The organism is Flavobacterium sp., from assembly GCF_027490375.1.
Classification (GTDB): domain Bacteria; phylum Bacteroidota; class Bacteroidia; order Flavobacteriales; family Flavobacteriaceae; genus Flavobacterium.
This window is the reverse complement of record NZ_JAIXYH010000027.1, coordinates 17,719-44,338: the sequence shown is the minus strand read 5'-3', so window position 1 is coordinate 44,338 and position 26,620 is coordinate 17,719. Positions and strand designations below refer to the sequence as shown.

Below are 26,620 nucleotides of genomic sequence, written 5' to 3'. Positions count from 1 at the left end.
CTTCTAAAACGGCAATTCACCGACTTAAAAGAAGGGTTTTAAGCCTTTCGAAATATAACGCACCACGAGCTTCATACAACAACTTCTTTAAATGGCTAATTTGATGTCGTTTTTGCTGTGCAAAGCAACGCTTTTGAACAGAAAGGATGTTGTGCGACGGTTAGGTGTGTTAGCCGTTCGGTTTTTTTCTATTCTTTTATTTCGTTTTCAATTTTCTGTTTATTTCTTCTCTTTAGATTATCTAGGTCACATTCAGCTTCAAATATTTGATTATTGATTTTCTGAAAATGCATATAACAACCAATAGGTATAACAACTAATAAAATAGCTCCAAATAATAATGCAGCATCACTATAACCCATTCTTTCAGCTAAAGTTCCTCTTTTCATTGGAATATATGGACCAACAAAAGGCATGATGATTCCAACAGCAATTAATCTCCAGATTTTCCATTTTTCTTTTGGTAGCTTTTTCAGTTGCTCTTCAAGTTCTCTTTCTTGATTATCTGAATTTACGTCCATTTCATTAATGTCCATTTAAATTTTTAGGTATATTTTTCTACGTTGCGCTAAACTGACGGCTAACTTTTTTTCAAATTGCGAAGGCGGGGATTTTCAGCACAAAACTTCATTAGAGGCACAAAAATTGAATTTAGCACTTCACTGTCATAGAAGCACGAAACCCCCGCTTTTGCAAAACGGCTGTTAGTGGCTGTGCTTTCATTCTATTTTCATTCCGTTAATATTATTGTCTTTTAGATATTGTTTAAGTTCTGGATGAAGCTTTGAAACTTTTTTGTCAATAAAATCCTGTACAAAGCTCGCAACAAAATATTGGCTGTCTTCGGGTGGTTGCATTTCACATTCTAGATGGTCAATATAGTCAGTTGATGAAATTAATGAAGATTCAACCATAAGAAGCAAGATCAAGAAAAAGGATGAAATATATGTTGTTCTGATACTTATGTTCTTTAAATGCGTCTCTAAGTTTTTATCATTTGCTGAAATGATATTATGCCTCGAAAATTGAGTGCCGTTATTATGTACATAGTTATTTAGCCTTTTCCTTAAAGTTTCCCAATACTCCTGAAGATTATATTCGGTAAGTATTTGATGTATATTTTCATTCTGTTTTAGAACTTTCATATAATTTTCAAATTCGAGTTTCTTTCTGACGGGTCTTTGCAACTTCGAAACTGAATTTTTAAACCAAGCTGTTAACGCCTTTTCGTCATCCGTAAGTGAATCATTGAATTGCAGATTTAAAAATGAATTTACAAATTCATCTGGGTTATCAATATTCAAATCTTTGATACTTTCTTCAAGGAATGGTTTCCTTAAGCCTATAATGTTAAGTATATATACATACTGAATTAAGTCGTCTCTTAACTTCCTGATTAATGTGTTTGCATCTGAAAAGCTACCAATGGAACAACAAAGTTTTATACTTTTTAACGTTTGTGCAGAGCTTTCAATTAATTCAGTACTTAAAGAGTAATGTTCAACATTGGAAAAAAATGAAATAATGCGTCCATTAAAAAATATTAGGTCAGATAAACCACTAAAAAAATCGGTCAAATAATCAATATCCTTCGAAAACATTCTAAAATGTTCGGTTTCATCAATTTGTCTTTCTTTCGGTAATTCAAAGCTCATATTTGAAATAGTCTGTTTTTTTAGCATGGTCACTAACGTGTTGGCGATTGGCGAATAAGCGGGTTTCGGAGCACAAAACTGTCAACCAGAACAGAACTTGAATAGAAGCACAAAGCTATCCCAATGGGACAACTCTGCCCGCCTGACGCAAAACTCGTGTTAGAAGCAGCTTTTACTTCACACCTTGATAAATTCATACCTTCCAGCTAATTCTTTTAATTCGTCAATGTTATGAAAATATTTGTCATCCCATACATGAAATCCAAGCCCATTACTTTCTACGAATGCCTTTAAACATTTTCCGTCAATTTGGACTAAAAGTCCGCAATCAATTAGGTTTGAATATTTTGGGTCAACATTTTTAACCTCGTCTGATTTTGGATGGCAAGTAATTTCTTCACAACCGCAAAGTGTCTTAGAAAGAACATCGCCAAATGGGTCTTTCTTTCCTGTCAAAAATGTTTTTACTTTTTGTTTTACTTGATTGAGAAATTGTTCAGTTTTGGAATATTCTTTAAATGTCGTGAAGTATAAAAATACTCTTGCAATATAAAGTTTTTCTACTTTTTTGTCTTGGCAAACAAGTTTAGTGTGTTGTCCCGGAGAATAAGGTTCTAAATGTTTTGTAAATTGTCCAATAATGGCTTCGTCAGATTTGTTTTGAGTGTCAGCAATTTCAGAAGCACACTCGATTTGAAAATAGAAGTCGCTGTAATCGAAAATAATTGTCGTAAAGTCCCACCATATTTTGTGAGGTGGATTTGCTTTAATATGTCGTGCGAATACTATTTCGCTGTCTTTGTATGTGTAGTCCATCTAAAGTTGCTGCTAATGTTTTGAAGATTGGCGAAGTGGCGGAAATCGAAGCAGAAATGTTCAATCGAAGAACTGCCGTTGATTTTAGCACTGAACCTGCCATTTTGCCAAACTGCTGTTAGCGGTAGTACTTATGTTATTTTATTGTTTCTAATCCACGTTATTAAATTTGAGTAGAAGTCGTTAGAAATATCTCTGTATGAAACAAAAATGTCATCATTATTTAAATTATAAGATTTAGTATCTTCAACTAACTTTTCTACAATTGAATGTAATTGAGCGTCTAGTTTTTTGAATATTGTCAAAGGTTTTTGATAGTCATTTTCAATGTTTGGGTCACACAAAATAGCTACAAGTTTTCCGATGTAAAAATCTACAGAATTAGTGTTTATTTTGTTTCCAATTTTATAGTTTCTACTCAAGTTGTTAATCTCAAATTCTGTGCATTTATAATCATAAAAATCTAAAAGGAATTTTTCTTGTCTAAACCCCAAGTTTTTGTACATCTCAAACATTTTCAAATGGTCGAGACAATTTCCAATGTGTTCGATTAATGCTTCAGAAAACATTCTACTCAAAATTCTACTTTGTGCTATCGTAAGTTTTAAAGACGAACCTATATAAAATTCTTTGTCCTTTAAATGTATATGAAGTAATTCGTGAGTAAATGAATCCTTGCAGATATTGTTTTCGTCAACATATAGAATTGCATCATTATTCTGAGTAAAACACGAATACTCTCGATTTTTAGACTGCTCAATTTTAATATTAAATTTAGAATTTAAGGAATTCCATAATTCTAAATTTCGTTCGTCTATAAATTGATTTATGTTGTACATAGTTTCGTTCTAGTATTACCGCTAACTCAACAACCGGCAAAATCCCTTCCCTTTTTCCAATTTTCAAAAACAAGCTTAAAGTATTTAATCACAGCAAATTGCACCAATAAATTTATGCGTATTTTGAATCTGTTTAATTGAACCCTTGTTTCGCCTTTTGTCTTGGTTATTAAAAAATTGTTCTTTTTTCTCCTTTGCTAATTTACGCGTTTCTCCGCTACCAAAACTACCTACTTATAGGTATTTTTTACTAACGCACGTTTTTTTGCAACGATACGTTTTACGCACTTCCTTGCACAAGGGATTGCAACGGAAAGCCGTAACGCGAAACTGCGATTGAAGCTGGTTTTGGTGCAGCGACTGCAAGAAGCTGTGCAAAAACCGTAGCTGAAACGCCGTTTCGTGTTGCGCCTTGAAGTGAAAAGCCCGACCTGCCGCGCACAAGCACTTCCACCCTATTCTCGTGGCAGGATGTGCCCAGAAAAATACGAATCATGTAACACGTTCTTTAATTTCAAGGATTTGAAAATGAATGCGTCGCAGGTGGGTGTTGCAAACCCCTGTCCTAGCCTGCCCTTTTTGCCGCGTTGTGTCCGCTATTTTTTTTCATTCCAAGCCCATTTCGCAAGTCGTGTTTGAAATTAGGTGACTATATTTGCGCAGATTTTTTATTGCTATGAGAATTTCCTACAATTGGCTGAAACAATTTTTGAAAACCGACCAAAATCCGGACGAACTCGCCGTAGTGCTCACCGATTTAGGTCTTGAAGTGGAAAGCGTAGAAGCTTTTGAATCGGTTAAAGGCGGACTGAAAGGCGTGGTTGTGGGACATGTACTTACCTGCGAAAAACACCCCAATGCCGACCGCTTGAAAGTAACTACTGTTGACGTTGGTGAAGCTACTCCGCTACAAATTGTGTGCGGTGCCGCCAATGTTGCCGCCGGACAAAAAGTTCCTGTAGCCACTATCGGCGCGGTTTTGCATACGCACAGCGGCGAATCGATTACCATTAAAAAAGGAAAAATTAGAGACGTTGAAAGCTTTGGTATGATTTGCGCCGAGGACGAAATTGGTCTCGGCAGCAGTCACGACGGGATTTTAGTGCTCGACAGCAAACTCGAACCCGGAACCGCACTCGCCGCCATTTACAATATTGAAAGCGATTTTATTTTCGAAATCGGCTTAACACCAAACCGTGCCGATGCCATGTCGCACCTTGGCGTAGCACGCGATTTACGTGCCGGCTTGCTCCAAAAGTCGAGCGTTCCGGAATTGCAAACGCCATCGATTTCAAGCTTCCGCGTCGACAAACGCACACTCAAAATTGATGTAAAAGTAGCCGACAGCAAACTGGTGCCTCGCTATTGCGGCGTTACCATTTCGGGCGTAACCGTAAAAGACTCACCTACTTGGCTGCAAAACAAACTGAAAGCCATTGGCTTAACGCCGAAAAATAACGTGGTAGACGTTACGAACTACGTGTTGCACGAACTCGGACAACCGCTGCACGCCTTCGATACCGCGAAGATAAACGGTCAGAAAATAAACGTGCGAACGGCCACAGCTGGCGAGAAATTACTCACACTCGACGATCAAGAACGCGAGTTGCATGAAGACGATTTGGTAATTGCCGATGCGCAAAATCCGCTTTGCTTGGCAGGCGTTTTTGGTGGAAAAAATTCGGGTGTATCGAACGAAACCACAAGTATTTTCTTGGAAAGCGCGTATTTTAATCCGGTTTCGGTTCGCAAGACGGCAAAAAGACACGGTTTGAGCACCGATGCCTCGTTTAGATTTGAACGCGGAATCGATCCGAACATCACAGAGTATGCGTTGAAACGTGCCGCCTTATTGATTCAAGAAGTGGCTGGAGGCGAAATTACATCGGATATCATCGACATTCATCCCAAGAAAATAGAGCCGTTTACCGTCTTTTTAAACTTACAGAAAGCACAGAAAATCATCGGACAGCAAATTCCTGCCGATACAATTAAGAAAATACTTGCTTCGCTAGATATCAAAATTAATAGCGTAACCGATACCGGTTTGGGATTGTTGATTCCGCCGTATCGTGTTGATGTTCAGCGTGAAATAGACGTTATCGAAGAGATTCTTCGCGTGTACGGATACAACAACATTCAGTTTTCTAAGAAATTGAACGCTACTGTAGCGAATTCGCCAAGAACGGAATCGTTTAAATTGGAAAACAGCATTGCCACGCAATTGGCTGCGAACGGTTTCTATGAGATGATGGCCAATTCGTTGACATCGCCGGAATATGCTTCGGAAGATGCTGTAAAATTGTTGAATCCGCTTAGTTCGGATTTAGCTGTATTGCGCACTAATATGCTCGATTCGGCTTTGGAAGCCGTTGCCTACAACAGCAATCGCAAAAACAAAGATTTGAAGTTTTTCGAGTTCGGAAAAGTATATCACACCAACAACGGTGCATACCACGAAGCCAAAAAACTAACCTTGGTAATTACCGGAAATCGATACGGCGAAAACTGGATTACTCCGGCACAACCGACCTCGTTTTACGAATTGAAAGCCATTGTAACCAATATTCTCAAACGCTTAGGAATTGATCGCTACGACAATGAGAGTTTCAGTTCGGAATCGATTAGCGAAGGATTGCGTTTGTTCGATCGCGAAGGTGCGTTAGCTAGCATTGGCTTGGTTCACGGAGCATCGTTGAAAAAGCACGGCATCAAACAAGCGGTTTTTTACGCCGAACTCGATTGGGAAGCTGTTTGCAAGCGCGTTACTACTAAGTTAAAGATTACCGAAATTCCGAAATTCCCGGAAGTGAGTCGCGATTTGGCATTGCTGCTCGACGAGTCGGTTTCTTTTAACGACTTGGCCCAGGCCGCTAAACAAACCGAGAAAAGTTTGTTGAAGTCGGTTGACTTATTCGACGTTTACGTAGGCGAAAATTTACCTGCCGGCAAAAAATCGTACGCATTGAGCTTTGTTTTGCAGGACAAGGATAAAACGTTGACTGACAGTCAGATTGACAAAGTAATGTCGAAATTAACCGACGTTTTCGCGAAGCAATTCGAGGCTACGTTGCGCTAATCGTGCTGTAACGGCTGTTTTTTAAGGCAAAGTTTCGCTGAGCGGATGCTGCTTTTTCAATTTTTCATGGAAAAGTAGTTAAAAAAGCTAGCCAACTAAACGCCAACACTTTAACATCTGTTTATTTCAACAGCTTCATTTACTTCGCTATTTTTATAAAAACTTTTGAGTATATGAAAATGCCTGTTGTCGATTTAGAAAAATCCTTGAAAGACCTTCGCAAGAAGGAAGCCTTGCATGTTGAAAATACGATCCGTACGATTTTTGAGAACTTAGATCGCGAACGCGCCGACATTAAAGCGCGTATCGAAAACTCAGATCGCAAATATCAAACACTTTTTAAGCAAGAAAAATTAGATTTATCGCGCGTTTATAGTTTGGAGTCTATTCGCGAATTGGCGCTTTCGTACCGTTTACGCTTTTTGCCTTCTTCACTTTTCATTAGCGGAATTCCGGAAGATACCATTACAAAAGTTCGTGCGCTAGAGAAAGAACACGACACTACAATTAGCTCGTTTTTTATCTTGGCGCCGGCAAAATCGTTTAAGTTGAAAAGCTACGACGATCCGTTGTTGTTTACGTACATCGGCGACGGTTTGTACTACCTTATCGACAAATGGGGCACCGATTTAAGCGCTGCTCGTAAAATACAAGCCTTTCCGCTTCGAAATTTGAATACATTCTTGATTACTTGCGTAGTTGTGTCGATTTTACTAACACTTTGCGCGCCGATTTCGAGACTGGGAGAAACGGTTCCTATGGCCGGTTTCATCTTGTTTTTGTTCATGTTTAAATCGGTTATTGCCGTTGCGGGATATTGCCTATTTATGAACAAACAAAATTTGAGTTCGGTGGTTTGGAATTCGGATTACCGCGAAGAGTAAACTTTACTTGTAAACCACAGGTGAGCATTGAGCGAATTTCACTTTTGATTTAATCGGAAAATTATACGTTTTCAAAAATTCAGAAAGCAGTTGCTGAAAGGTAGCTGCTTTTTTTGCGTCTAGATTTTTGAAATCGAATAAAAAATAATCAACGGTACCGTTTTCATTGAAGTAGATCCGATTGAAACCGCGGGTTTGTTGCTCCCAGCTGAAATCAGATTTGGCTAAAAACGAACCGAACTCGGCCAGCATATTTTGATAAGCTTCCGTAAAAAAGCGTTGCTCATCTTCTGTCTTAAACACCGCTAAATCGAGATTGGTATGAAGTGCACTTTTGTAGCGTGCGTCGAGTTCGCTCACTTTGTTGCCTTGCGCTTCGTAGGCGCTAAAACTGCTCACCAATTGCGACAAGCTACGCTGCGACAAGCAAATAATGAAAACTAGAAGTACTTTTTTCATGATCATTTTTTTAAGGGTCGCTCCTACTCCAACATTGCTGTACGAATCAACGGCACGGGCGCACTTCCGTACGACAAAAACTGTTCGTGGAATTGTTTTAGATTGAATTTATCTCCCATTTTCTTGCGATACGCTGCCCGTAAATCAACGATATCCGAGAAACCGGTGTAGTAGCTGCACAATTGTACTTGCGACAAAGTGGCGCGTTTCCATTTGCCTTCAGCTTCGGCGGTTTGTTGAAAAGCTTCACGCGTAAGCAAATCGATTACTTGTTTTTCCGACCAATTTTTGGTGTGAATTCCCACGTCGATTATTGTATTGCACGTGCTGCGTAAATTCCATTTGTAATACATTAACCACATTTCTGGCGTGGCTTTGTAGCCGTTTTCTAGCATCATCAATTCGGTGTAAACAGCCCAGCCTTCGATCATGGCACCGTTTCCAAAAAGTGATTTAACCAAACTTTTCGATTGATTACTATACACCAACTGCGCATAGTGGCCTGGAATTGCCTCGTGAATATTCAAAATTTGCAAGGTGTAATTGTTGTATTCACGCAAGTATGATTCGGCTCGGGCAGCATCCCAACCAGATAAACTTCCGACGTTGTAATACGTATTTCCTTCAATATCGTACGGACCCGGCGATGAAATCGATGCGCCAGCCACACCTGCCATATACGCCGGCTCTTTGCGCACAACCAGCGGTTTGGTAGAGTCGATATAAATGAGCTGCTTTTCGCGAACAAATCGTTCTAATTCTGGAATTTGCTTCTCAATAGCCGATTGAAATTCTTCTGGTTTTACATGATCGAGCGAAAGTACATCGATAACTTTTCGAATGGCCAAAAGTTTATCGGTTGGCATTACTTCGCTTTTCATGTACTTTGGCCAAAGCTCTTTTGCAAGGTCATACATGCGCGCATGCAATGAATCCTTATGTTTAAGTGCACGCTCGTAAATTTCTTTAGATGAAAACGTTGAATTAATTTCCAAATCGAATTTCTTGGCATACAAATCGGTTCCTAGACGAAAGCTTCTGAAAGGTCCGTTGCGTTTGCCTTCTAAAAATTTCACATAGGCTGTAACGGCTTTGGCAGCGGCTTCACACGCTTTTAGGTTTTTATCTTTTTGATTTTTGGAGAGTGTCGAATTTTTGAAAAGCTGCGGCAAATCAGTTGTAAATACCGACTTAGCCGCGTCGTTTTGCGCAATAGCTAATTCCAGATGCTCTTTGGTAACTTGTTTCAAATTTTCTCGCGCCGAGGCATAATACTCAGGAACAAACTGCAAGCGATACGCGAGTTCGTTTACTTTCTTGGTGTTTTTTGCATCGACTTTGGTGAGAATTTCCGAAAACTGTCCGCAGGCGTTGTATTCGGCCGGATTCCATTGCCAAGACTTGAGTTCTTTCACAGAAAATTCGATTTGTGCCAACAGATTTTTGAGCAATTCGCAGTCGATTTTATTCAAAGTACTCAAATCGTCGGGGTCGAAATCTTGAAGTTTTTCACGTTGATTTTCAACGAATTCAAGCATTTTAGCTCGAGATTCGGCGTTCGGAACCACCAGTAAACTGTCGTAAGCATGATTTCCGTTCGCCACAGCAGCTTCCGGATTTAACTTCCAATAGGCATCAATAAAACTGTTTTTGTAGGAATCAAATTCGGTATCGCCCGGACGATCTTTTAAACACGAAACCAATAGTAATGCTGAAAAAAGTAGCAGATATTTGCGCATGAAAAAATGTTTGTTCTTGTAAATTTATCAAATTTAAATGAAATACTTACGTGCATACTTTTTGAGCTTTATTATAGTTTTAAGAAAGTATGACATCCTTACTTTTATCTTGCAACAAAAATTGAGCGTATGAGTGCTATCAAAATTTTATGGGTTGACGACGAGATCGATCTTCTTAAACCTCACATCATGTTTTTAGAAAAAAAGAACTATCAGGTAACCACCTGCAACAACGGTAGAGACGCCGTTGATCTCTTTGAAAGTGGCGATTTTGACATCGTTTTTTTGGATGAAAACATGCCCGGTATGAATGGTCTAGAAACGCTCGCTGAGATGAAAGAAAAGAAATCGGCAGTGCCTGTAATCATGATTACCAAAAGTGAAGAAGAGTATATCATGGAAGAAGCAATTGGCTCAAAAATCGCCGATTATTTAATCAAACCTGTAAATCCGAATCAGATTTTATTGAGTTTGAAAAAGAATTTAGATCACTCGCGTCTCATTTCTGAAAAAGCTACACTCGATTATCAGAAAGAGTTCCGAAAAATTTCTATGGAACTCATGCAGGTAAATACGTTTGAAGATTGGACCGACCTGTATAAGAAGTTACTTTTCTGGGAATTGGAGTTGGAAAATATTGAAGATCAGGCGATGATTCAAATTTTGGAATCGCAGAAAGCAGAAGCCAATTCGCAATTCGGAAAGTTTATTGAGCGCAATTACGCCGAATGGATGCAACCCAAAGCGGCCCGTCCGGTTTTATCGCATACCTTGTTTCGCGAATTAGTTGTTCCGGAAATCAAAAAGAAAGAAGCACCTATTTTGTTTGTGGTGATTGATAATTTGCGATACGACCAATGGAAAGCCTTTGAATCGACCGTCGGAAATCATTACAAATTGGAGAAAGAAGTGCCGTATTTCGCCATTTTACCTACAGCCACGCAATACGCGCGCAACGCCATTTTTAGTGGATTACTTCCCCTAGAAATGGAAAAGCAATTTCCGCAATATTGGAAAAACGATATTGATGAAGGAGGAAAAAACTTGTATGAAGCCGAGTTCTTAACTGAGCAAATTCGTCGTTTGGGTTTGAATATTAAACAAGAGTATTTTAAGATTACGAATTTAGTTTCGGGTAAGAAATTGGTAGACAGCTTTAAGAGTTTAAAAGGTCACGATTTAGTGACGGTTGTTTACAACTTTGTGGATATGCTTTCGCATGCAAAAACCGAAATGGACGTGGTTAAAGAACTTGCCGGAGATGATAAAGCCTACCGTTCGTTAACTCAAAGTTGGTTCAAGAACTCGCCGCTGTTGGAAATCATTCAACAAGCACAAAAGCTTGGTTTTAAACTGATTATCACTACGGATCACGGAACAATAAACGTTAAGAATCCTTCGAAAGTGATTGGCGATAAAAATACGTCGCTGAATTTGCGGTACAAAACGGGTAAAAGTTTAACGTATGAAGAAAAGGATGTTTTTGTGGTGAAAGATCCGAAATCTGTTGGCTTGCCTACGATTAACATGTCGAGTTCATACATTTTTGCAAAGAACGATTTGTTCTTAGCGTATGTGAATAACTTCAATCATTACGTGAGTTACTACCGGAATTCGTACCAGCACGGCGGAATTTCGCTTGAAGAAATGATTGTTCCTTTCCTCGTTTTCAACCCAAAAAATTAATGGAATTGACTTTTGCTTTAGACGATTTGCCTGCCGCGGCGAGCTTTATTCTGGCAAACGCCCAGCATCGAATTTTACTTTTTGACGCCGAAATGGGTGTTGGAAAAACTACCTTGATTCGCGAACTCGTTTTTCAATTGGGTGGCGGTCGCGTGGGAGGAAGTCCGACGTTTTCTATTGTAAATGAATACGAGATTGCGAACGGAGCTGCCGCGTATCATTTCGATTTGTATCGCTTAAAATCGGAAGCCGAAGCGCTTGATTTTGGTATTGAAGAGTATTTTTACAGCGGATCATACTGCTTTATTGAATGGCCGGATAAAACGCCGAATTTAATTCCGAATTCCAATACGTTGATTTCGATTGAATTATTAGAGAATGGCGATCGGAAGCTTCAAATTAGGAATTAAAAAAATGTAAACATTCGTTAAAAACATCTATCGGATTGTTTAATTTAGGGCGGCCTAAGCAAATGCACTATGTCGATTACACCATTTACGCACCAACAGCTGCTTCCGCAAGAAGAAAAGCTCGAAATAAGCAAGCAAAAAAGCGAATTGTTTATTGGAATTCCGAAGGAAACGCGTTTTCAAGAACGTCGGATTTGCTTGACGCCTGATGCCGTAAATTCGTTGGTTTCGCACGGACATCGCGTTATATTGGAAGCGGGCGCTGGCTTGCACTCTTCGTACAGCGATAAAGAATATTCGGACGCTGGCGCGGAAATTACGCACGATACCAAGAAAGTGTTTTCGTGTCCGATGATTTTAAAAGTGGAACCGCCAAGCATCGAGGAAATTGAAATGATGAAGCCCGATAGCTTACTAATTTCGGCAGTGCAGTTAAAAACGCGTCGAAAAGAGCATTTCGAGGCCTTGCAAAAGAAAAAGATTACGGCTCTAGCATTTGAATTCATTAAAGATTCCGACGGTTCGTACCCAGCAGTTAAGTCGTTAAGCGAAATTGCCGGAACAGCTTCGGTTTTAATTGCCGCCGAATTAATGATTAACGATACATTAGGAAAAGGTTTGTTATTTGGCAATATTACCGGCGTTCCACCAACAGATGTAGTTATAATTGGTGCCGGAACGGTGGGCGAATTTGCCGCAAAAACGGCCACAGGCTTAGGCGCAAATGTGAAAGTATTCGATAATTCGATTACGAAACTACGCCGATTGCAAAACAATTTAAACGTTCCGATTTTTACCTCGACCATACAACCTAAAGCACTTTTAAAAGCTTTGCGCCGCACGGATGTTGCCATTGGAGCCATGCGCGGCAAAGACCGTTGTCCGGTTGTTGTTACCGAAACCATGGTTGAACACATGAAAAAAGGGGCCGTGATTGTTGATGTGAGCATAGACACCGGTGGATGTTTTGAGACTTCGGAAATAACTTCGCACGAAAAACCCACTTTTGTCAAGTACGATGTTATTCACTATTGTGTGCCCAATATTCCGTCGCGCTATAGCAAAACGGCATCGTTATCGATTAGCAATATACTTACACCCTATTTACTTCAGATTGCCGAAGATGGCGGTATTGAAGCGGCAATTCGTTGCGATCAAGGATTGAAGCACGGGGTGTATTTATATCACGGAATTTTTACAAATAAAACCGTTGCCGATTGGTTTAGTTTTGCGTACAGCGACATTAATTTAATTGTATTCTAAGATTTGATTGTAAGTTGATTAAATTAGCTATATTGAATATTTTATTTAATTGATTACTAGTTATTTTACTTGCTCGGAAATCCTTGCAAGGGCGTTGTTAAATTGTACAAAAAGCAGCACGAAGCACGTATTTATTTAAGCTATTTTTGCAAAAAATATCAGCATGAAGTTTTACCAACGTTTGGCCTATTATTTATTTGGATGTACCATCGGCGCCATTTTCGTGTATTACATGATTGGCGGGAAAGATGTGGGTTGTTCGTATTTTCCGAATGCGCGTGTTTTGAAAGACATTCGTCGTAAGCCAGCTGTTTATAGCGATTCGGCTCGTATGCAGATGCAAGTTTTAAAAATTGATACGGCAGATGTTCGGAAAATTATGACGTACGGCGACGTTGATTTTGGACGTAGTAACAAACCTACTCAGGGCGGAAAACTCTACATAGTTGAAGGTCGAAACAAGCAAAACGAACCGATTGAAGTTGCTGTAGTGAACGGATCGGAAAAAGTTCTGATAAAATCGTTTACTAAATTGAAGTAAAGTACCTTTTCGTGCCGACGTATTTTCGTGCACTTATTTGCGTGAGGGATTGAAGCGACATCCCCCAATGACAATTGGGGATACAGCGGAAAGCCCGACGGCGCCCTTACGGTATTGGCTAAGACAGTTGCGCCGGCACGCCCAAATCCAAAAAAGGCCTCAAATAAAAAGTATTTGAACGATTGTTAAAGTAGTTTTTTGGCTACTGAAATCCCGTATTTTTGAACGAAACAGCATTTACGGTATGCCCAAGCGAACATCGATAAAAGACGTGACGGATCTGGAAGATTTAAACGATTTGAATGAAATTGTGCACGATAAGCGTGTGAATAAGCGAGATAATTCGAAAAAAGAGCGTCGTAACCGTCATTATGTCAAGGTTTTAATAAAATCGCAATTGCGAAATCCGGAAACCGACAATTCGTACGGCGAACGCCTTCCCTAGCCTATGAACCTGAGTTCGATTAAAAATCTTTGTCAGAACGCTTGAAATGAAAAGATTGTGAAATCAAATTGCCACCGAAATGAACAACTTCCAGGCTAAACAGATTAACGGCTGCTTACTTCGTTTGATTTTTTTGCGATACTATAGTATCCCAATAAAAATCTGCCTCGTAATCAACCATTTATCTGTTTCCTGACTTCAATTTTTAAATCGAACTCAGGTTATGATTAAAATTGCGTTTGATCCGATTTACGCTCATCCTTTGCCGGAGAATCACCGGTTTCCGATGTTAAAATACGAGCTTATTCCGCAGCAATTACTGCACGAGGGAACTTGTACAGCGGCGCACTTTTTTAGCCCGCTGCCGTGTTCGGAAGAGGTGGTTTTATGGACGCATGAAAAGGCGTATTACGACAAGCTGATTCATCAGGAATTGAGTGCTTCGGAGCAAAGAAAAATTGGTTTCCCACAATCGCCCGAACTTACGTTGCGAGAATTAATTATTACTCAAGGAACCATCGATGCAGCGGTACATGCGATTGCGCACGGAGCGGCTTTAAATGTTGCTGGCGGAACGCATCATGCCTTTGCGGAACGCGGTGAAGGATTTTGTTTGCTAAACGACATGGCGATAGCCGCTAACTATTTGTTGCATAAAGATTTACGAAAGAAGATTATCATCATCGATTTAGACGTTCACCAAGGAAACGGAACTGCAAAATTGATGGAAAATAATAACCAGGTATTTACCTTTAGCATGCACGGCGCTACGAATTATCCGTTTCATAAAGAAAAATCGGATTTAGACGTCGGTTTAGCCAACGGAACCACCGGTGCCACGTATTTGTCGATTTTAAACGAAACACTGCCTAAACTACTCGATGACGTACAGCCAGATTTTGCATTTTATTTAGCTGGAGTAGACATATTGGAAACCGATAAATTTGGGAAATTACAGGTGAGTATGGAAGATTGCAAAACGCGCGATTTAATTGTATTTCAAGAACTTAAGAAAAGGAATATTCCGGTAACTGTAGCTTTGGGCGGCGGATATTCGCCAGAGGTAAAAACAATTGTTGAAGCGCATTGCAATACCTTTCGTTTAGCGATGGATTTGTTTGATTAACAAAGGCTTACATCAGCAAAAAACACGCTTGCTCGTTGCTGGAAAACAGAAAAATCGCTTGAGGTTTATTTTTTGGAAAATCGCTTGTATTAAAGATGGTAAAGACACGGCTTTTTATTTAATTTTGGAAACTTAATTAAAACAGCATGTCTACAGTAACTTTGGGCGGAAACGCCGTTCAAACCTCGGGTGATTTACCACAAATTGGCGCAGCAGCACCAGCTTTTACTTTAGTTAAAACCGATTTATCAGAGATCCACTTGTCGGATTACGCCGGGAAGCGCGTTATTTTAAATATTTTTCCAAGTATCGATACGCCTACTTGCGCAACCTCGGTACGCATGTTTAATCACGAAGCGGCGCAAGTAGAAAACACAGTTATTTTGTGTATTTCACGTGATTTACCTTTTGCAATCAAACGTTTTTGTGGCGCTGAAGGTATTGAAAACGTGTATGCTGTTTCTGATTTTAGAGCGGGGCAATTTGGAAAAGATTACGGTTTGGAATTCGTTTCTGGTCCGTTAAAAGGCTTACATGCGCGTTCGGTAATTGTTGTTGACACTGATGGCAAAGTTATTTATACTGAATTAGTTCCTGAGGTCGCAAACGAGCCGAATTACGAGCAAGCCCTAGCCAGCTTGAAATAAGAGGCAATGAAGACAGATCACAGTTTTGTTACCGGCCGTTTAAAAAGTTTCAAATTTGCGATAAAAGGCGCGTATAAATTGGTGACCACCGAGCACAGCATTATGGTTCAAAGTTCGCTTACCCTTTTATTGATATTTTTGGGATTTTACGTAGGCATTTCGCGCACCGAATGGATGTTGCAAACAATGGCCTGCGGTTTGGTTTTAGGAATCGAAGGCTTAAACACTGCTGTGGAAAAGATTGCCGATTTCATTCATCCGGATTATCACAAAAAAATTGGTTTCATAAAAGATATTGCCGCAGGAGCCGTTTGTTTTGCAGCTATTACAGCAGTTGCCGTTGGCTTACTCATTTATCTACCGTATTTTATATAAACTTCGATTGCAGGTATGGCAAAGAAAACGAAATCAGAATCGGAGCAAGTAAGTGCACCTAAAACGTCGAAAATTTTCAGCAGACAAAATATTGTTATTGCTGGTTTTGTACTGACATTAGTGTCGGTTGCCATGCTTTTGGCTTTCATTTCTTTTTTTATATCCGGCTCGCAAGATCAGAGTGCTTTAGACGCTTTCGCGGATCGATCCGAACCCGTTTCGAATTGGCTGGGAAAAACGGGAGCATTCATCGCTGAGTTTTTTCTCCATCAAGGTTTTGGCGTTGCCTCGTTCCTTTTGGTGCGTTTGTTGTTTCTAACCGGTTTGTATATGATTTTAGACATCCCGGTGGTTAAGCTTCGCGGCACCTGGTTCTGGGACTTGTTTGCGATTTTAATCGTTTCAGTTTCGCTCGGATTTTTTGCCAACTTCTTACCGGAATTAGGAGGTATGGTTGGTTACGAACTAAACGACTTGCTGCAAGATTTTGCCGGAAAAGCAGGAACAGCACTTATTTTGGTTCTTGGACTCATTGTTTACCTGATTTTTAAGGTGAAGATATCGCCCGACTTTGTTAAAACCTTTTTTGAAAAACCTGAAAAAGCAGCGCCTTCTGAAGACGACCTTAAAGCAGCCGCCGCCGCTCAATCGGCAGCAACAGCTTATAATTTAGAAGAATTTGCCGTAGAAGACACCGCCGCCACTACTGTTGCGCCCGCTGCAGCTATAGATTTTTCTATTGAAGAAGAAGACATCCCAGAACCGGTTTTAATCTCGAAACCTAGCGCATTTGAAATCGATAAAGAAGCGTTAAAACCTACTATTGGTTCAGCATCGGAAATTCAATTAAAAACAGAACCGCAGCGCCAAGAAATTTCATTAGATGTTACAAACGATGAAGATATCGAAATTGAAGGCCATCACGTAGATCCTGAAGAGGCTTTTGTGATAGAGAAAGTCGAGGAAGAAATTGTGGTTAGTGAAAATTTAGCCGATCGTTTGGTGGCCGATTTTGGTTTGTTTGATCCGACGCTTGATTTATCGAATTACAAATTTCCGTCGATTGATTTATTGAAAGATTACGCTTCTGGCGGAATTACGATCAATCAAGAAGAACTAGAAGAAAATAAGAATCGCATTGTTGAAACTTTGCGCAATTACAAAATTGAGATTGCACAGATCAAGGCAACAGTAGGTCCGTCGGTAACTTTATATGAAATTGTTCCAGAAGCGGGAATTCGAATTTCGAAGATTAAGAGTTTGGAAGACGATATTGCTTTATCGCTTTCGGCTTTAGGAATTCGAATCATTGCACCGATTCCAGGTAAAGGAACGATTGGTATTGAAGTTCCGAACAAGAATCCGACAACAGTTTCGATGAAAAGTGTTATTGCTTCTACGAAATTTCAGGAAGCAGAAATGGAGTTACCTATTGCGCTTGGAAAAACGATTAGTAACGAAACTTTTGTTGTTGACTTAGCTCGTATGCCTCACTTATTGATGGCGGGAGCAACAGGTCAGGGTAAGTCGGTAGGTTTAAACGCCGTTCTCACTTCATTACTTTACAAAAAGCATCCTGCCGAAGTTAAGTTTGTATTGGTAGATCCTAAGAAAGTTGAATTAACACTTTTCAATAAAATTGAGCGTCATTATTTGGCTAAATTACCAGATACGGAAGATGCAATTATTACCGATAACAATAAGGTTATCAATACGTTGAATTCACTTTGCGTGGAAATGGACAACCGTTATTCGTTGTTGAAAGATGCCATGGTTCGCAATATTAAGGAATACAACGAGAAGTTTAAGCAACGTAAATTAAATCCGGAATTAGGGCATCGATTTTTACCGTATATCATCCTAGTAGTTGATGAGTTTGCGGATTTGATTATGACAGCTGGAAAAGAGGTAGAAACACCAATTGCCCGTTTGGCTCAATTGGCGCGTGCTATCGGAATTCACTTAATCATCGCCACACAGCGACCATCGGTGAATGTAATTACGGGAATCATTAAAGCGAATTTCCCGGCGCGTATTGCGTTTAGAGTTACTTCGAAAATCGATAGCCGTACGATTTTAGATACGCAAGGTGCAGATCAGTTAATTGGTCGAGGCGACTTGCTGTACAGCAACGGAAATGACGTAATTCGTGTGCAGTGTGCTTTTGTTGACACGCCTGAAGTGGAACGAATTACCGAGTATATTGGTTCGCAAAAAGCGTATCCAAATGCATATTTATTGCCAGAATATGTTGGCGACGAAGAAAGTGGCATTAAACTTGATATAGATGTGTCGGAGCGCGATTCGATGTTCCGCGAAGCTGCCGAGATTATTGTAACAGCTCAACAAGGCTCAGCCTCTTTATTGCAACGAAAGTTGAAATTGGGTTACAACCGCGCTGGTCGATTAATCGATCAGTTAGAAGCCGCCGGAATCGTTGGTCCGTTTGAAGGAAGCAAAGCGCGTAACGTAAATTTTACAGATTTAGCGAGCTTGCATCAGTTTTTAAATAACGAAGAAAATAACAAGTAATGATTTCTAAAAGTCAACGTGCTTTTAAAAGAGCTTATCTTACAACTATTTTATCCTTTTTCTGTGTTTGTTTTAGCGCGATTTCAGGTTTTGCGCAAGACAAAAAAGCAAAGAGCTTACTCGATGAAGTTACTGCTAAGGTTAAAAGCTATAAGAATATAAGTATCGAATTCAAATACAGTTTACAGAATAACAGAGAGAATATAAATCAGGAATCAAAAGGAAGCGTTATTCTGGAAGGCGACAAGTATTTGCTGAATTTCATGGGAACAACAAAACTTTTTGATGGCAAGAAAGTTTACACTATAGTTCCAGAAGATGAAGAAGTGAGCATCTCAAAATACGATGATAACGACAGCAATGCGATAACACCTTCAAAAATGCTGACGTTCTTTAATAGTGGTTACAAATATTATTGGGACATTCTTCAAAATGTAAAAGGACGAAAAATTCAATACATAAAATTGGTTCCTACTTCAGCTAAAGATCAGCGTAAAGAAGTGCTTTTGGGAATCGACGTGCAGACAAAGCACATTTATAACATGATTGAAAGTGGGAAGAATGGAACAAAAACCACTTTGACTGTTAATTCCTTTAAGACAAATCAGCCATTGTCAAAAAATCAGTTTACTTTTGTGGCCTCGAAATATCCAAACTACTACATCAATAAACTCGACTAGCCAAGAGCAGTGAAAATACTGGACCGGTACATACTGATATCATTTCTTCGAACATTCATTTCGGTATTTCTCATTCTGTTTTTTGTTTTTATTCTCCAAGGTGTTTGGTTGTTTATTTCCGACCTTGCGGGGAAAGATCTTGATGCCACGTCTATTTTAAAATTCATGGTCTTTTTCATGCCGAGCATTGTTCCTATGGCTTTACCGCTATCGATATTGCTGGCTTCGATCATGACTTTCGGAAATTTGTCAGAAAACTACGAATTCGCCGCAATGAAATCGGCTGGCGTATCTTTGCAACGCGCGATGCGCAGTTTGATGGTTTTTATCTTTTTGCTCAGCGGACTCGCCTTTTTGTTTGCCAATAACGTAATCCCTTACTCGCAATACCGCTTTTTGAATTTCAAAAGTAACATTGCGCAAGTTAAACCAGCCATGGCTATTTCGGAAGGACAGTTTAGCGAAATCGGTTCTTTCAATATTAAAGTAGACAAGAAAAGTGGAGAAAAAGGCAACGATTTAACTGGCGTTACGATCCATAAAAGCAGTCAGAATTCGATTTCAAATACTACCGTTATTAAAGCAAAACGAGGAAAACTGCTTTCGAGTGAAAATTCGAATACGCTACAATTAGCGCTGTACGACGGAATTCAATACGAAGATATTATTCCTAAAAAATACGAAGAGCGACAAAAGCTTCCGTTTACAAAAACTTCATTCAAACAGTATAACATAAACATCGACTTAACTAAACTGAATAAAGTTGATGTTAACGAAGCAAACATCAACAACTCCAGCGCCATGTTAACGATTGGTGAACTAAATTATGCTTTAGATTCACTTCGAAAAGACATCAGTAAGGAAAAGAAATCATTTGCCGACAATATTAAATACAAACCAAAGCAGGAAGTAGTAAAAATGCCCGACACTTTGAACAAATCAAGTGCTTCACCAAAAGTATCTGCTTCCTTAAAAGTGTTTGATAAGTTAACTAATGTAGAGAAAATCAGAATATTAGACAATGCTTTAGGTACAGTTTCAAGTATTCAGTTCTCTATTTCCGGATCATCTGACGAATTTTCGTACAAACAAAAAAACATCAATTCGCATTGGTTATCAATCTTCGACAAGTTTGTAATCGCCTATGCGTGCATACTGATGTTCTTTATTGGAGCGCCCTTGGGAGCTATTATCAGAAAAGGTGGTTTTGGATTGCCGATCGTTTTCGCAATCTTGATTTTTATTATTTTCCACTTCACTAATACATTTGGAAAGAAAATTGCGCAAGAAGACGGCTTGCCACCATTTTTAGGATCGTGGTTGTCGTCGATCATTCTTACACCTTTAGCCTTATCGCTAACATATCGTGCAACAAACGATACCGGACTCATTAACTTCGACGGAATAAACTCCTTTTTTCAACGAATATTTCAAAAAAAATCTGCCAACTAATTCAGTTATGATTGTACTCAATACCATAGAAGAAGCCATTGAAGACATCCGACAAGGAAAAGTTATAATTGTTGTTGACGATGCTGATCGGGAAAATGAAGGCGACTTTCTTGCTGCTGCAGAAAAGGTGACGCCCGAAATGATCAACTTCATGGCTACACATGGAAGAGGTTTGATTTGTGCTCCCTTGAGCGAATCGCGCTGCAAAGAACTTGATCTACGTGCGATGGTTGCTAACAATACCGACCATTTAGAAACCGCGTTTACCGTATCGGTTGATTTAAAAGGACATGGCGTAACAACTGGCATTTCAGCTGCCGACCGAGCAAAAACAATCTTAGCGCTAGTTGACCCAGCTACAAAACCATTTGATTTAGCACGTCCAGGACATATTTTTCCACTAGTGGCTAAACAAGGTGGTGTTTTGCGAAGAACCGGACACACAGAAGCAGCTATCGATTTCGCACGACTAGCTGGTTTTAAACCCGCGGGCGTTATATGCGAAATCATGAACGAAGACGGTACAATGTCGCGCCTACCACAACTCGTAGAGGTGGCAAAGAAATTCGATTTGAAATTGGTTTCAATCGAAGATTTAGTGGCATACCGCATGCAGCATGATAGTTTGATTTCGAAAAAAGAAGATTTCGAAATTCAAACCCGTTTTGGAAATTACCGCTTACGTGCCTACCAGCAAACGACCAACAAGCAAGTACATATTGCACTTACGTTAGGAACTTGGAATGCCGGCGACGAAGTACTTACGCGGATAAATTCAAGTCAAGTTAATAACGACTTACTCGGAACCTTAACGCACAATGCCGAGGAAAAACTCGATGACATGTTTCGCGTGATCAACCAGGAAGGTAAAGGAGCTGTAGTTTTCATCAATCAAGATATGACGGCGGTTAATATGTTAAACCGACTCGCAGAATTGCGCCAACTTCAAAGCCAAGGCGAGTTGAAAGCACCTCGAATTATTATTGATAATAAAGATTTCGGTATCGGAGCGCAGATTTTACACGACCTAGATATCACTAAAATTCGCATGATTACCAATACGCAACAAAGTAAACGTGTGGGTATGATTGGCTATGGATTGGAAATTACAGAATACGTTACATACTAAGTTCGTTTCTTTTCTTCAATCTAAAAGCGGTAGTTTTTCTTAAAACTCGCGCATACTTTGAAATTCTTAACATTGAAAAACGGCTTTCCCTGTTTATCTTTGGGTTGAAATTCACAAATTATGCAACATTTAATAGACCGTTTTATATCCTACGTTACCATCGATACACAATCTGATGCCGCATCAAATACAGTTCCAAGCACCAAAAAACAGCTCGACTTAGCGCGTTTATTGGTTAAAGAATTGAAAGCCATCGGAATGTCGGATGTTACGAAGGATCACAAAGGTTATGTAATGGCAACGCTTCCTTCCAATGTTGAACACGAAGTTCCAACCATTGGTTTTGTTTCACATTACGATACAACTCCTGATTTCACGGGAACAAATGTGAAACCACAGATAGTTCACAATTACGACGGTTCGGATATTTTACTTAATGCCGACCAAAATATCGTTCTTTCGCCCTCGTATTTCAAAGATTTATTGAAGTACAAAGGACAAACGCTGATAACCACAAACGGAACTACTTTACTAGGCGCCGACGATAAAGCCGGAATTACTGAGATCGTTTCGGCTATGGAATACCTAATTCAAAATCCTGACATAAAGCACGGAAAAATTCGCGTTTGTTTTACGCCTGATGAGGAAATTGGTCGTGGTGCCGACTTTTTTGATGTGAAGAAATTCGGTGCACAATGGGCTTATACCATGGACGGCAGTGAGACTGGTGAGTTGGAATACGAGAATTTCAATGCAGCTTCAGCAAAACTTGTCTTTAAAGGAAAAAGTGTACACCCAGGCTATGCAAAAGGAAAAATGATTAATGCCATGACTTTGGCTGCGCATTTTATTGCCGACTTACCTAAAGATGAAACTCCAGAAACCACTAAAGGTTACGAAGGATTTTATCATGTTCACCATTTGCATGGAAGTATTGAAGAGAGCGTTGTTGAACTAATTATTCGCGATCACAGCTACAAGAAATTTGTGAGACGCAAAGAGTTTGTTCACGATTTAGCTAAAAAACTGAACAAAAAGTACAAAAAGCAATTTGGCGATGAAATTGTAAGTTGTGAGATTCGCGATCAATATTACAATATGCGTGAAAAGGTTGAACCAGTGATGTTTATTGTCGATTTAGCCGAACAAGCCATGAAAGATCTAGGTATCAAACCAATCATCAAACCAATTCGAGGAGGAACAGATGGTTGCCGACTATCGTATATGGGATTACCTTGCCCGAATATCTTTGCAGGTGGACATAATTTCCACGGAAAATACGAGTATGTACCGGTAGAAAGTATGCAAAAAGCCGTTGACGTTATTATTCGAATTGCGGAACTCACAGCTGCCACCGACTTCACAGTTGTAGGAAAAAAGCAGAAAAAAACGGCAAAGCAGAAAAAGTAGGTTCAGATTTGGATAAGGTAAATCGTTGGACAGCAGAAATAGCGCTTTTGAATCAGTGGTTTTCTGAAACAGAAATGCAACACAACATTAAGTGGGGAAGCGACGTATATTCTGTTGGGAAGAGAAATGTACTAGGAATTGCTGGATTCAAGAACTTTTTCGCGATCTGGTTTTTTGAAGGACACTTGCTTGCAGATCATCAGGAAGTTTTAGTGAATGCTCAAGAAGGAAAAACAAAGTTTTTAAGACAATGGCGTTTCACCGATATAGCTGAACTAGATAAAAATACCGTGATGGCATACGTTTTCGAAGCCATTGAGAACGCAAAAACAAAACAGAAATCGATTTAAACGCTACTTCTTTGAAATAAGCTCAAAATTGTTTCAAGTATAAAAGGCGTTTCATTTCTTTAAAATGAATAGTCGCGAGCATTTTCTTGGCCGACGGTTTTAGAACTATTTCCACAAAAGAAATAAACTCCAACAGTCACAAGATCATGCTCGCGATATAGTACTTTTTCAAATCGCTGTTCTTCAACAGCCGATTAGAATGCCGTTTTTATTTTTTGGCTTGAAGCGCTTTAGACAACTCCAATGAAATTGCAGAGCGTTCCATTTTCAATTTTCCTGACATAGTTTCTACAACAACAGTTGTTTCAGCTAGTTCTGCGATTTTACCATGTATTCCACTTTTAGTAATGATACGATCGCCTACTTTTAAATTGCTTTCAAATTCGCGTTCGGCTTTAGCGCGTTTCTGTTGTGGGCGAATCATTAAAAAATAAAATACGCCGATCATCAAAATATAAGGAAGAATACTAACTAGTTTGTCCATTATTTAAGTGGTTTAAGGTTTTGTAATTTTAAGATTGTTTCTTGGTTTGCTTTGTGATGCACCTATTCCTGATGAAATTGAAGCTTTGGGAGTTTTAATGAAAGTTTCAATTTTCAAAAAGGTAAAAGGTTTAGCGGTATTCGATTCGATCGTAATCGTTTTTTTAACTTCTCCCCTTTTTCCTGCGCTGTTAAACTTAGCTGATATTTTTGCAGTTTCACCAGGAGCAACGGGTTCTTTGGGATAGTCGGCTACCGTACAACCACATGAGGCCTTCGCCGATTTAATTACTAAATCTGCATTTCCGGTGTTGGTGAAAACAAAGGCAGTATCAATAACATCACCTTGGCTAATCGTATCAACTTTTACGACCTCTGTTTCAAATTTCATTTCTGCGACCTCTGGTTTGTTGGAACAAGCCGCAAGTGAAGCAAGGAAAATACTTGCTAAAACGATTTTTTTCATAGTAATCCGCGTCCGGTTTTTGGTAATTGATTTGAAGTTTTAAATTCTTGAACTAAAGCATCGAGAACACCATTGATGAATTTACTGCTGTTTGGAGTAGAGTATTCTTTAGCAATTTCGACGTATTCATTTAAAGTTACTTTCACAGGAATCGATGGAAATTTGGTAAGTTCACAAATAGCCATGTTTAGCAATATTACGTCGACTTCAGCAATACGGTCTATATCCCAATTCGGCGTTTTGTTTTCATAAAACTTATAGAATTGCTTCTCGTTAAGGATCGTCTTTCGAAATAATTCCACACCAAAACTCTCGTCTTCTTGCATCTTGTATAACTTCGACACCTTGAAGCCGTTGGTAAGCACAGTCGGTTTTAAAGCTTTCAATTCTTTAAGAATATGAGTATTGACCACGGGAAAGTCGTCGGCCCAAGTCATTTTAAAATCTTCGAGATATTCGTAAACTTTGTCGTTAGGCACTACAATATCTGCGAATAAAAAAGCAACCAAATCTTTGTGCGCTTCAAAATCTACTGTTTCCAAGCTCATGTAATTTTGATAAACATCAGACGACTTCAGCTCCGTAAGCATTAGATTAATGTAATCGCTGTGAAGATCCCAATTATTGAGTTTACGTTCTGCAATTTGCTTATTTAAATCGGTACTTTCAGAAAGTGCAATTAAAATGGGATTCTCGATAAAACGTTTGTTCGGATTTTTCTCTGCGGCAGTTGCTAAGTGCTTTTGTGCCGATTTTTCCAAAAAGCGTTCCTCCGTTTTATGAACCTCAATCAAGGCAGAAAGCATTAAAAGGTAGAGGTCGTGCAAAACCCGTAGACTATTTTCGAGGAATTTCTCCTGAGAATCGATACGGTCGGATTGTGTTTGATGCATGGCGAAAATAGATTGCATCACTTTTACGCGGATATGTCGTCTGTTTAGCACGGTAAGAACTTTAAAAAAATTGGGCGAAAGTGTTGATCACTTTCGCCCGCAAAAATAAGATATCCTTTAAACTTTGAAAGGATTATTTTGAACTGTTTTGCAATTTTCTTTCAGCAATTCGGCGCTCAGCAATTGCCATTGCTGCTTGGTGCGTCGTGATTTTATTCTGGTCGGCTAAAGCGAAGATTTCCAAGGTTGTATTATAGATGTTCTCGGTACGTCTTAATGCCTCTGCCTTGTCATAACCAACGATTTCTGCATACACATTAATGATTCCGCCAGCGTTAATCAGGAAATCTGGCGCATAAGCAATACCTTTTTCCTGCAATAAAACGCCGTGAATTTGCTCGATAGCCAACTGATTATTAGCCGCACCAGCAATAACTTTTGCTTTTAGCGTATGAATGGTCTCATCGTTGATGGTTGCTCCTAAAGCACAAGGCGCGTAAATATCAACATCGGCACTGTAAACATCGCCAGTAAAGACTTTTGCTCCATATTTTTGAGCTACAGCTTGTGTTTTATCCTCATGAATATCAAAAATATACACATCGGCACCTTCTTTAGCTAAATGAGAAACCAAAGTTTCACCTACATGGCCAGCACCTTGCACTAATACTTTTTTACCTTCTAAGTTATCACTTCCGAATTTGTATTTAGCCGCCGCTTTCATTCCCATAAAAACACCGTAAGCGGTCACCGGAGAAGGATTTCCAGAACCACCTCTTGATTCTGAAACGCCAGTAACAAAGGATGTTACGTCGCGAATTAAATCCATATCTGCAGTCGTTGTACCTACGTCTTCTGCAGTAATGTACTTACCTGATAAGCTGTTTACGTACTGACCAAACTTGATTATCATCTCTGGTGTCTTATCGATTTTACTGTCGCCAATAATAACCGCTTTTCCACCACCCAGATTCAAACCCGTTACGGCCGACTTGTATGTCATTCCTCGCGATAAGCGCAAAACATCGTTCAACGCTTCCCACTCATTATTATACTTCCACATTCGGGTACCACCAAGAGCTGGACCAAGAACCGTATTATGAATGCCTATTATTGCTTTCAAACCTGTATCTTTGTCATTGCAAAAAACGATTTGTTCATGGTTGTCAAACGACAATTGACCAAATACTGGATCGACTTTGCTAAGTTCTGCTGGTGTTAATACCTCTGTAACCATTTGATTTAGAAATTAAAAATTAAG

The 26,620-nt window shown here is 39.4% G+C and carries 27 protein-coding genes; 16 read left to right on the top strand and 11 right to left on the bottom strand.

The annotated features are described in order from the left end of the window. Positions 1 to 188: 188 nt before the first annotated feature. The 5 genes from Q0064_RS03580 to Q0064_RS03560 all read right to left on the bottom strand — a co-directional run bounded on the left by Q0064_RS03580 (position 189) and on the right by Q0064_RS03560 (position 3,806). On the bottom strand, positions 189 to 536 hold the full coding sequence (locus Q0064_RS03580) for a hypothetical protein (RefSeq protein WP_298144407.1): 348 nt from the start codon (positions 534 to 536) through the stop codon (positions 189 to 191). Positions 537 to 719: 183 nt separating this feature from the next. After that, complete coding sequence (locus Q0064_RS03575) at positions 720 to 1,655, bottom strand: DUF5677 domain-containing protein (RefSeq protein ID WP_298144405.1); 936 nt, start codon at positions 1,653 to 1,655, stop codon at positions 720 to 722. A gap of 177 nt (positions 1,656 to 1,832) precedes the next feature. Then, positions 1,833 to 2,471: a hypothetical protein gene (locus tag Q0064_RS03570; RefSeq protein WP_298144402.1), complete on the bottom strand. Its 639-nt coding sequence runs from the start codon at positions 2,469 to 2,471 to the stop codon at positions 1,833 to 1,835. Between the two features lie 131 nt (positions 2,472 to 2,602). Then, positions 2,603 to 3,310, bottom strand: coding sequence for a hypothetical protein (locus Q0064_RS03565; RefSeq protein ID WP_298144399.1), 708 nt, complete (start codon positions 3,308 to 3,310; stop codon positions 2,603 to 2,605). 280 nt (positions 3,311 to 3,590) lie between these two features. After that, positions 3,591 to 3,806 (bottom strand): hypothetical protein, encoded by a 216-nt coding sequence (locus Q0064_RS03560; RefSeq protein ID WP_298144397.1) that lies wholly within the window; start codon positions 3,804 to 3,806, stop codon positions 3,591 to 3,593. Positions 3,807 to 3,986: 180 nt separating this feature from the next. Between Q0064_RS03560 and pheT the strand changes: the two genes are divergently transcribed. Together pheT and Q0064_RS03550 are read left to right on the top strand one after the other, a co-directional pair. After that, positions 3,987 to 6,389 carry a phenylalanine--tRNA ligase subunit beta gene (gene pheT, locus Q0064_RS03555; RefSeq protein ID WP_298144395.1) on the top strand — a complete coding sequence of 801 codons (2,403 nt, stop codon included), beginning with the start codon at positions 3,987 to 3,989 and terminating at the stop codon, positions 6,387 to 6,389. A 173-nt stretch (positions 6,390 to 6,562) separates the two neighbouring features. Further along, the gene (locus Q0064_RS03550) at positions 6,563 to 7,273 is read left to right on the top strand and encodes a hypothetical protein (RefSeq protein ID WP_298144392.1); all 711 of its coding nucleotides are present in this window, start codon (positions 6,563 to 6,565) and stop codon (positions 7,271 to 7,273) included. A 3-nt stretch (positions 7,274 to 7,276) separates the two neighbouring features. On the opposite strand, the gene Q0064_RS03545 is transcribed toward Q0064_RS03550, so the two are convergent. Together Q0064_RS03545 and Q0064_RS03540 are read right to left on the bottom strand one after the other, a co-directional pair. After that, entirely contained in the window at positions 7,277 to 7,732 is a 456-nt protein-coding gene (locus Q0064_RS03545) for a hypothetical protein (RefSeq protein ID WP_298144389.1), read from the bottom strand. Between the two features lie 23 nt (positions 7,733 to 7,755). Next, a complete protein-coding gene (locus Q0064_RS03540; RefSeq protein ID WP_298144386.1) occupies positions 7,756 to 9,471 on the bottom strand; it encodes a DUF885 domain-containing protein in 1,716 nt (571 codons plus the stop codon). A gap of 129 nt (positions 9,472 to 9,600) precedes the next feature. On the opposite strand from Q0064_RS03540, the gene Q0064_RS03535 reads away from it, so the two are divergent. The 14 genes from Q0064_RS03535 (at position 9,601) to Q0064_RS03470 (ending at position 23,517) form a co-directional block, all read left to right on the top strand. After that, positions 9,601 to 11,157 (top strand): bifunctional response regulator/alkaline phosphatase family protein, encoded by a 1,557-nt coding sequence (locus Q0064_RS03535; protein ID WP_298144384.1) that lies wholly within the window; start codon positions 9,601 to 9,603, stop codon positions 11,155 to 11,157. Beyond that, positions 11,157 to 11,567, top strand: a complete 411-nt coding sequence (tsaE, locus tag Q0064_RS03530; RefSeq protein ID WP_298144381.1) for a tRNA (adenosine(37)-N6)-threonylcarbamoyltransferase complex ATPase subunit type 1 TsaE — start codon at positions 11,157 to 11,159, stop codon at positions 11,565 to 11,567. Before Q0064_RS03535 ends, tsaE begins: the two co-directional genes overlap by 1 nt. 69 nt (positions 11,568 to 11,636) lie before the next feature. Beyond that, positions 11,637 to 12,830 carry an alanine dehydrogenase gene (locus Q0064_RS03525; RefSeq protein WP_094485099.1) on the top strand — a complete coding sequence of 398 codons (1,194 nt, stop codon included), beginning with the start codon at positions 11,637 to 11,639 and terminating at the stop codon, positions 12,828 to 12,830. Between the two features lie 163 nt (positions 12,831 to 12,993). Next, positions 12,994 to 13,371 carry a DUF4258 domain-containing protein gene (locus tag Q0064_RS03520; RefSeq protein WP_298144378.1) on the top strand — a complete coding sequence of 126 codons (378 nt, stop codon included), beginning with the start codon at positions 12,994 to 12,996 and terminating at the stop codon, positions 13,369 to 13,371. A gap of 244 nt (positions 13,372 to 13,615) precedes the next feature. After that, positions 13,616 to 13,816, top strand: coding sequence for a hypothetical protein (locus tag Q0064_RS03515; RefSeq protein WP_094485097.1), 201 nt, complete (start codon positions 13,616 to 13,618; stop codon positions 13,814 to 13,816). Positions 13,817 to 14,039: 223 nt separating this feature from the next. Continuing rightward, positions 14,040 to 14,942, top strand: a complete 903-nt coding sequence (locus tag Q0064_RS03510) for a histone deacetylase (protein WP_298144373.1) — start codon at positions 14,040 to 14,042, stop codon at positions 14,940 to 14,942. A 146-nt stretch (positions 14,943 to 15,088) separates the two neighbouring features. Beyond that, the gene (gene tpx / locus Q0064_RS03505) at positions 15,089 to 15,589 is read left to right on the top strand and encodes a thiol peroxidase (protein ID WP_298144370.1); all 501 of its coding nucleotides are present in this window, start codon (positions 15,089 to 15,091) and stop codon (positions 15,587 to 15,589) included. A 6-nt stretch (positions 15,590 to 15,595) separates the two neighbouring features. After that, positions 15,596 to 15,964 (top strand): diacylglycerol kinase family protein, encoded by a 369-nt coding sequence (locus tag Q0064_RS03500; protein WP_298144368.1) that lies wholly within the window; start codon positions 15,596 to 15,598, stop codon positions 15,962 to 15,964. Positions 15,965 to 15,979: 15 nt separating this feature from the next. Further along, positions 15,980 to 18,496, top strand: coding sequence for a DNA translocase FtsK (locus Q0064_RS03495; protein WP_298144365.1), 2,517 nt, complete (start codon positions 15,980 to 15,982; stop codon positions 18,494 to 18,496). Further along, a complete protein-coding gene (locus tag Q0064_RS03490) occupies positions 18,496 to 19,176 on the top strand; it encodes an outer membrane lipoprotein carrier protein LolA (RefSeq protein ID WP_298144362.1) in 681 nt (226 codons plus the stop codon). The genes Q0064_RS03495 and Q0064_RS03490 overlap by 1 nt, the downstream gene beginning before the upstream one ends. Positions 19,177 to 19,185: 9 nt before the next feature. Next, positions 19,186 to 20,628: an LptF/LptG family permease gene (locus tag Q0064_RS03485; protein WP_298144359.1), complete on the top strand. Its 1,443-nt coding sequence runs from the start codon at positions 19,186 to 19,188 to the stop codon at positions 20,626 to 20,628. A gap of 7 nt (positions 20,629 to 20,635) precedes the next feature. Continuing rightward, positions 20,636 to 21,757, top strand: a complete 1,122-nt coding sequence (gene ribB, locus Q0064_RS03480) for a 3,4-dihydroxy-2-butanone-4-phosphate synthase (RefSeq protein WP_298144356.1) — start codon at positions 20,636 to 20,638, stop codon at positions 21,755 to 21,757. A gap of 120 nt (positions 21,758 to 21,877) precedes the next feature. Continuing rightward, positions 21,878 to 23,167 carry a peptidase T gene (gene pepT, locus Q0064_RS03475; RefSeq protein WP_298144355.1) on the top strand — a complete coding sequence of 430 codons (1,290 nt, stop codon included), beginning with the start codon at positions 21,878 to 21,880 and terminating at the stop codon, positions 23,165 to 23,167. 8 nt (positions 23,168 to 23,175) lie between these two features. After that, complete coding sequence (locus Q0064_RS03470) at positions 23,176 to 23,517, top strand: DUF1801 domain-containing protein (RefSeq protein ID WP_298144352.1); 342 nt, start codon at positions 23,176 to 23,178, stop codon at positions 23,515 to 23,517. Between the two features lie 208 nt (positions 23,518 to 23,725). On the opposite strand, the gene yajC is transcribed toward Q0064_RS03470, so the two are convergent. The 4 genes from yajC to Q0064_RS03450 all read right to left on the bottom strand — a co-directional run bounded on the left by yajC (position 23,726) and on the right by Q0064_RS03450 (position 26,596). Continuing rightward, positions 23,726 to 24,001, bottom strand: coding sequence for a preprotein translocase subunit YajC (gene yajC / locus Q0064_RS03465; protein WP_298144350.1), 276 nt, complete (start codon positions 23,999 to 24,001; stop codon positions 23,726 to 23,728). A 12-nt stretch (positions 24,002 to 24,013) separates the two neighbouring features. Then, entirely contained in the window at positions 24,014 to 24,466 is a 453-nt protein-coding gene (locus Q0064_RS03460) for a DUF1573 domain-containing protein (RefSeq protein ID WP_298144349.1), read from the bottom strand. Continuing rightward, on the bottom strand, positions 24,463 to 25,410 hold the full coding sequence (gene nusB / locus Q0064_RS03455; protein ID WP_298144347.1) for a transcription antitermination factor NusB: 948 nt from the start codon (positions 25,408 to 25,410) through the stop codon (positions 24,463 to 24,465). The genes Q0064_RS03460 and nusB overlap by 4 nt, the downstream gene beginning before the upstream one ends. 82 nt (positions 25,411 to 25,492) lie before the next feature. After that, positions 25,493 to 26,596: a Glu/Leu/Phe/Val dehydrogenase gene (locus tag Q0064_RS03450; RefSeq protein ID WP_298144346.1), complete on the bottom strand. Its 1,104-nt coding sequence runs from the start codon at positions 26,594 to 26,596 to the stop codon at positions 25,493 to 25,495. Between the last annotated feature and the right edge of the window lie 24 nt (positions 26,597 to 26,620).

Coding starts and splice junctions, on each gene's coding strand:
- Q0064_RS03580 (WP_298144407.1), bottom strand. CDS start 536: ATGGACATTAATGAAATGGACGTAAATTCAGATAATCAAGAAAGAGAA.
- Q0064_RS03575 (WP_298144405.1), bottom strand. CDS start 1,655: ATGAGCTTTGAATTACCGAAAGAAAGACAAATTGATGAAACCGAACAT.
- Q0064_RS03570 (WP_298144402.1), bottom strand. CDS start 2,471: ATGGACTACACATACAAAGACAGCGAAATAGTATTCGCACGACATATT.
- Q0064_RS03565 (WP_298144399.1), bottom strand. CDS start 3,310: ATGTACAACATAAATCAATTTATAGACGAACGAAATTTAGAATTATGG.
- Q0064_RS03560 (WP_298144397.1), bottom strand. CDS start 3,806: ATGATTCGTATTTTTCTGGGCACATCCTGCCACGAGAATAGGGTGGAA.
- pheT (WP_298144395.1), top strand. CDS start 3,987: ATGAGAATTTCCTACAATTGGCTGAAACAATTTTTGAAAACCGACCAA.
- Q0064_RS03550 (WP_298144392.1), top strand. CDS start 6,563: ATGAAAATGCCTGTTGTCGATTTAGAAAAATCCTTGAAAGACCTTCGC.
- Q0064_RS03545 (WP_298144389.1), bottom strand. CDS start 7,732: ATGAAAAAAGTACTTCTAGTTTTCATTATTTGCTTGTCGCAGCGTAGC.
- Q0064_RS03540 (WP_298144386.1), bottom strand. CDS start 9,471: ATGCGCAAATATCTGCTACTTTTTTCAGCATTACTATTGGTTTCGTGT.
- Q0064_RS03535 (WP_298144384.1), top strand. CDS start 9,601: ATGAGTGCTATCAAAATTTTATGGGTTGACGACGAGATCGATCTTCTT.
- tsaE (WP_298144381.1), top strand. CDS start 11,157: ATGGAATTGACTTTTGCTTTAGACGATTTGCCTGCCGCGGCGAGCTTT.
- Q0064_RS03525 (WP_094485099.1), top strand. CDS start 11,637: ATGTCGATTACACCATTTACGCACCAACAGCTGCTTCCGCAAGAAGAA.
- Q0064_RS03520 (WP_298144378.1), top strand. CDS start 12,994: ATGAAGTTTTACCAACGTTTGGCCTATTATTTATTTGGATGTACCATC.
- Q0064_RS03515 (WP_094485097.1), top strand. CDS start 13,616: ATGCCCAAGCGAACATCGATAAAAGACGTGACGGATCTGGAAGATTTA.
- Q0064_RS03510 (WP_298144373.1), top strand. CDS start 14,040: ATGATTAAAATTGCGTTTGATCCGATTTACGCTCATCCTTTGCCGGAG.
- tpx (WP_298144370.1), top strand. CDS start 15,089: ATGTCTACAGTAACTTTGGGCGGAAACGCCGTTCAAACCTCGGGTGAT.
- Q0064_RS03500 (WP_298144368.1), top strand. CDS start 15,596: ATGAAGACAGATCACAGTTTTGTTACCGGCCGTTTAAAAAGTTTCAAA.
- Q0064_RS03495 (WP_298144365.1), top strand. CDS start 15,980: ATGGCAAAGAAAACGAAATCAGAATCGGAGCAAGTAAGTGCACCTAAA.
- Q0064_RS03490 (WP_298144362.1), top strand. CDS start 18,496: ATGATTTCTAAAAGTCAACGTGCTTTTAAAAGAGCTTATCTTACAACT.
- ribB (WP_298144356.1), top strand. CDS start 20,636: ATGATTGTACTCAATACCATAGAAGAAGCCATTGAAGACATCCGACAA.
- pepT (WP_298144355.1), top strand. CDS start 21,878: ATGCAACATTTAATAGACCGTTTTATATCCTACGTTACCATCGATACA.
- yajC (WP_298144350.1), bottom strand. CDS start 24,001: ATGGACAAACTAGTTAGTATTCTTCCTTATATTTTGATGATCGGCGTA.
- Q0064_RS03460 (WP_298144349.1), bottom strand. CDS start 24,466: ATGAAAAAAATCGTTTTAGCAAGTATTTTCCTTGCTTCACTTGCGGCT.
- Q0064_RS03450 (WP_298144346.1), bottom strand. CDS start 26,596: ATGGTTACAGAGGTATTAACACCAGCAGAACTTAGCAAAGTCGATCCA.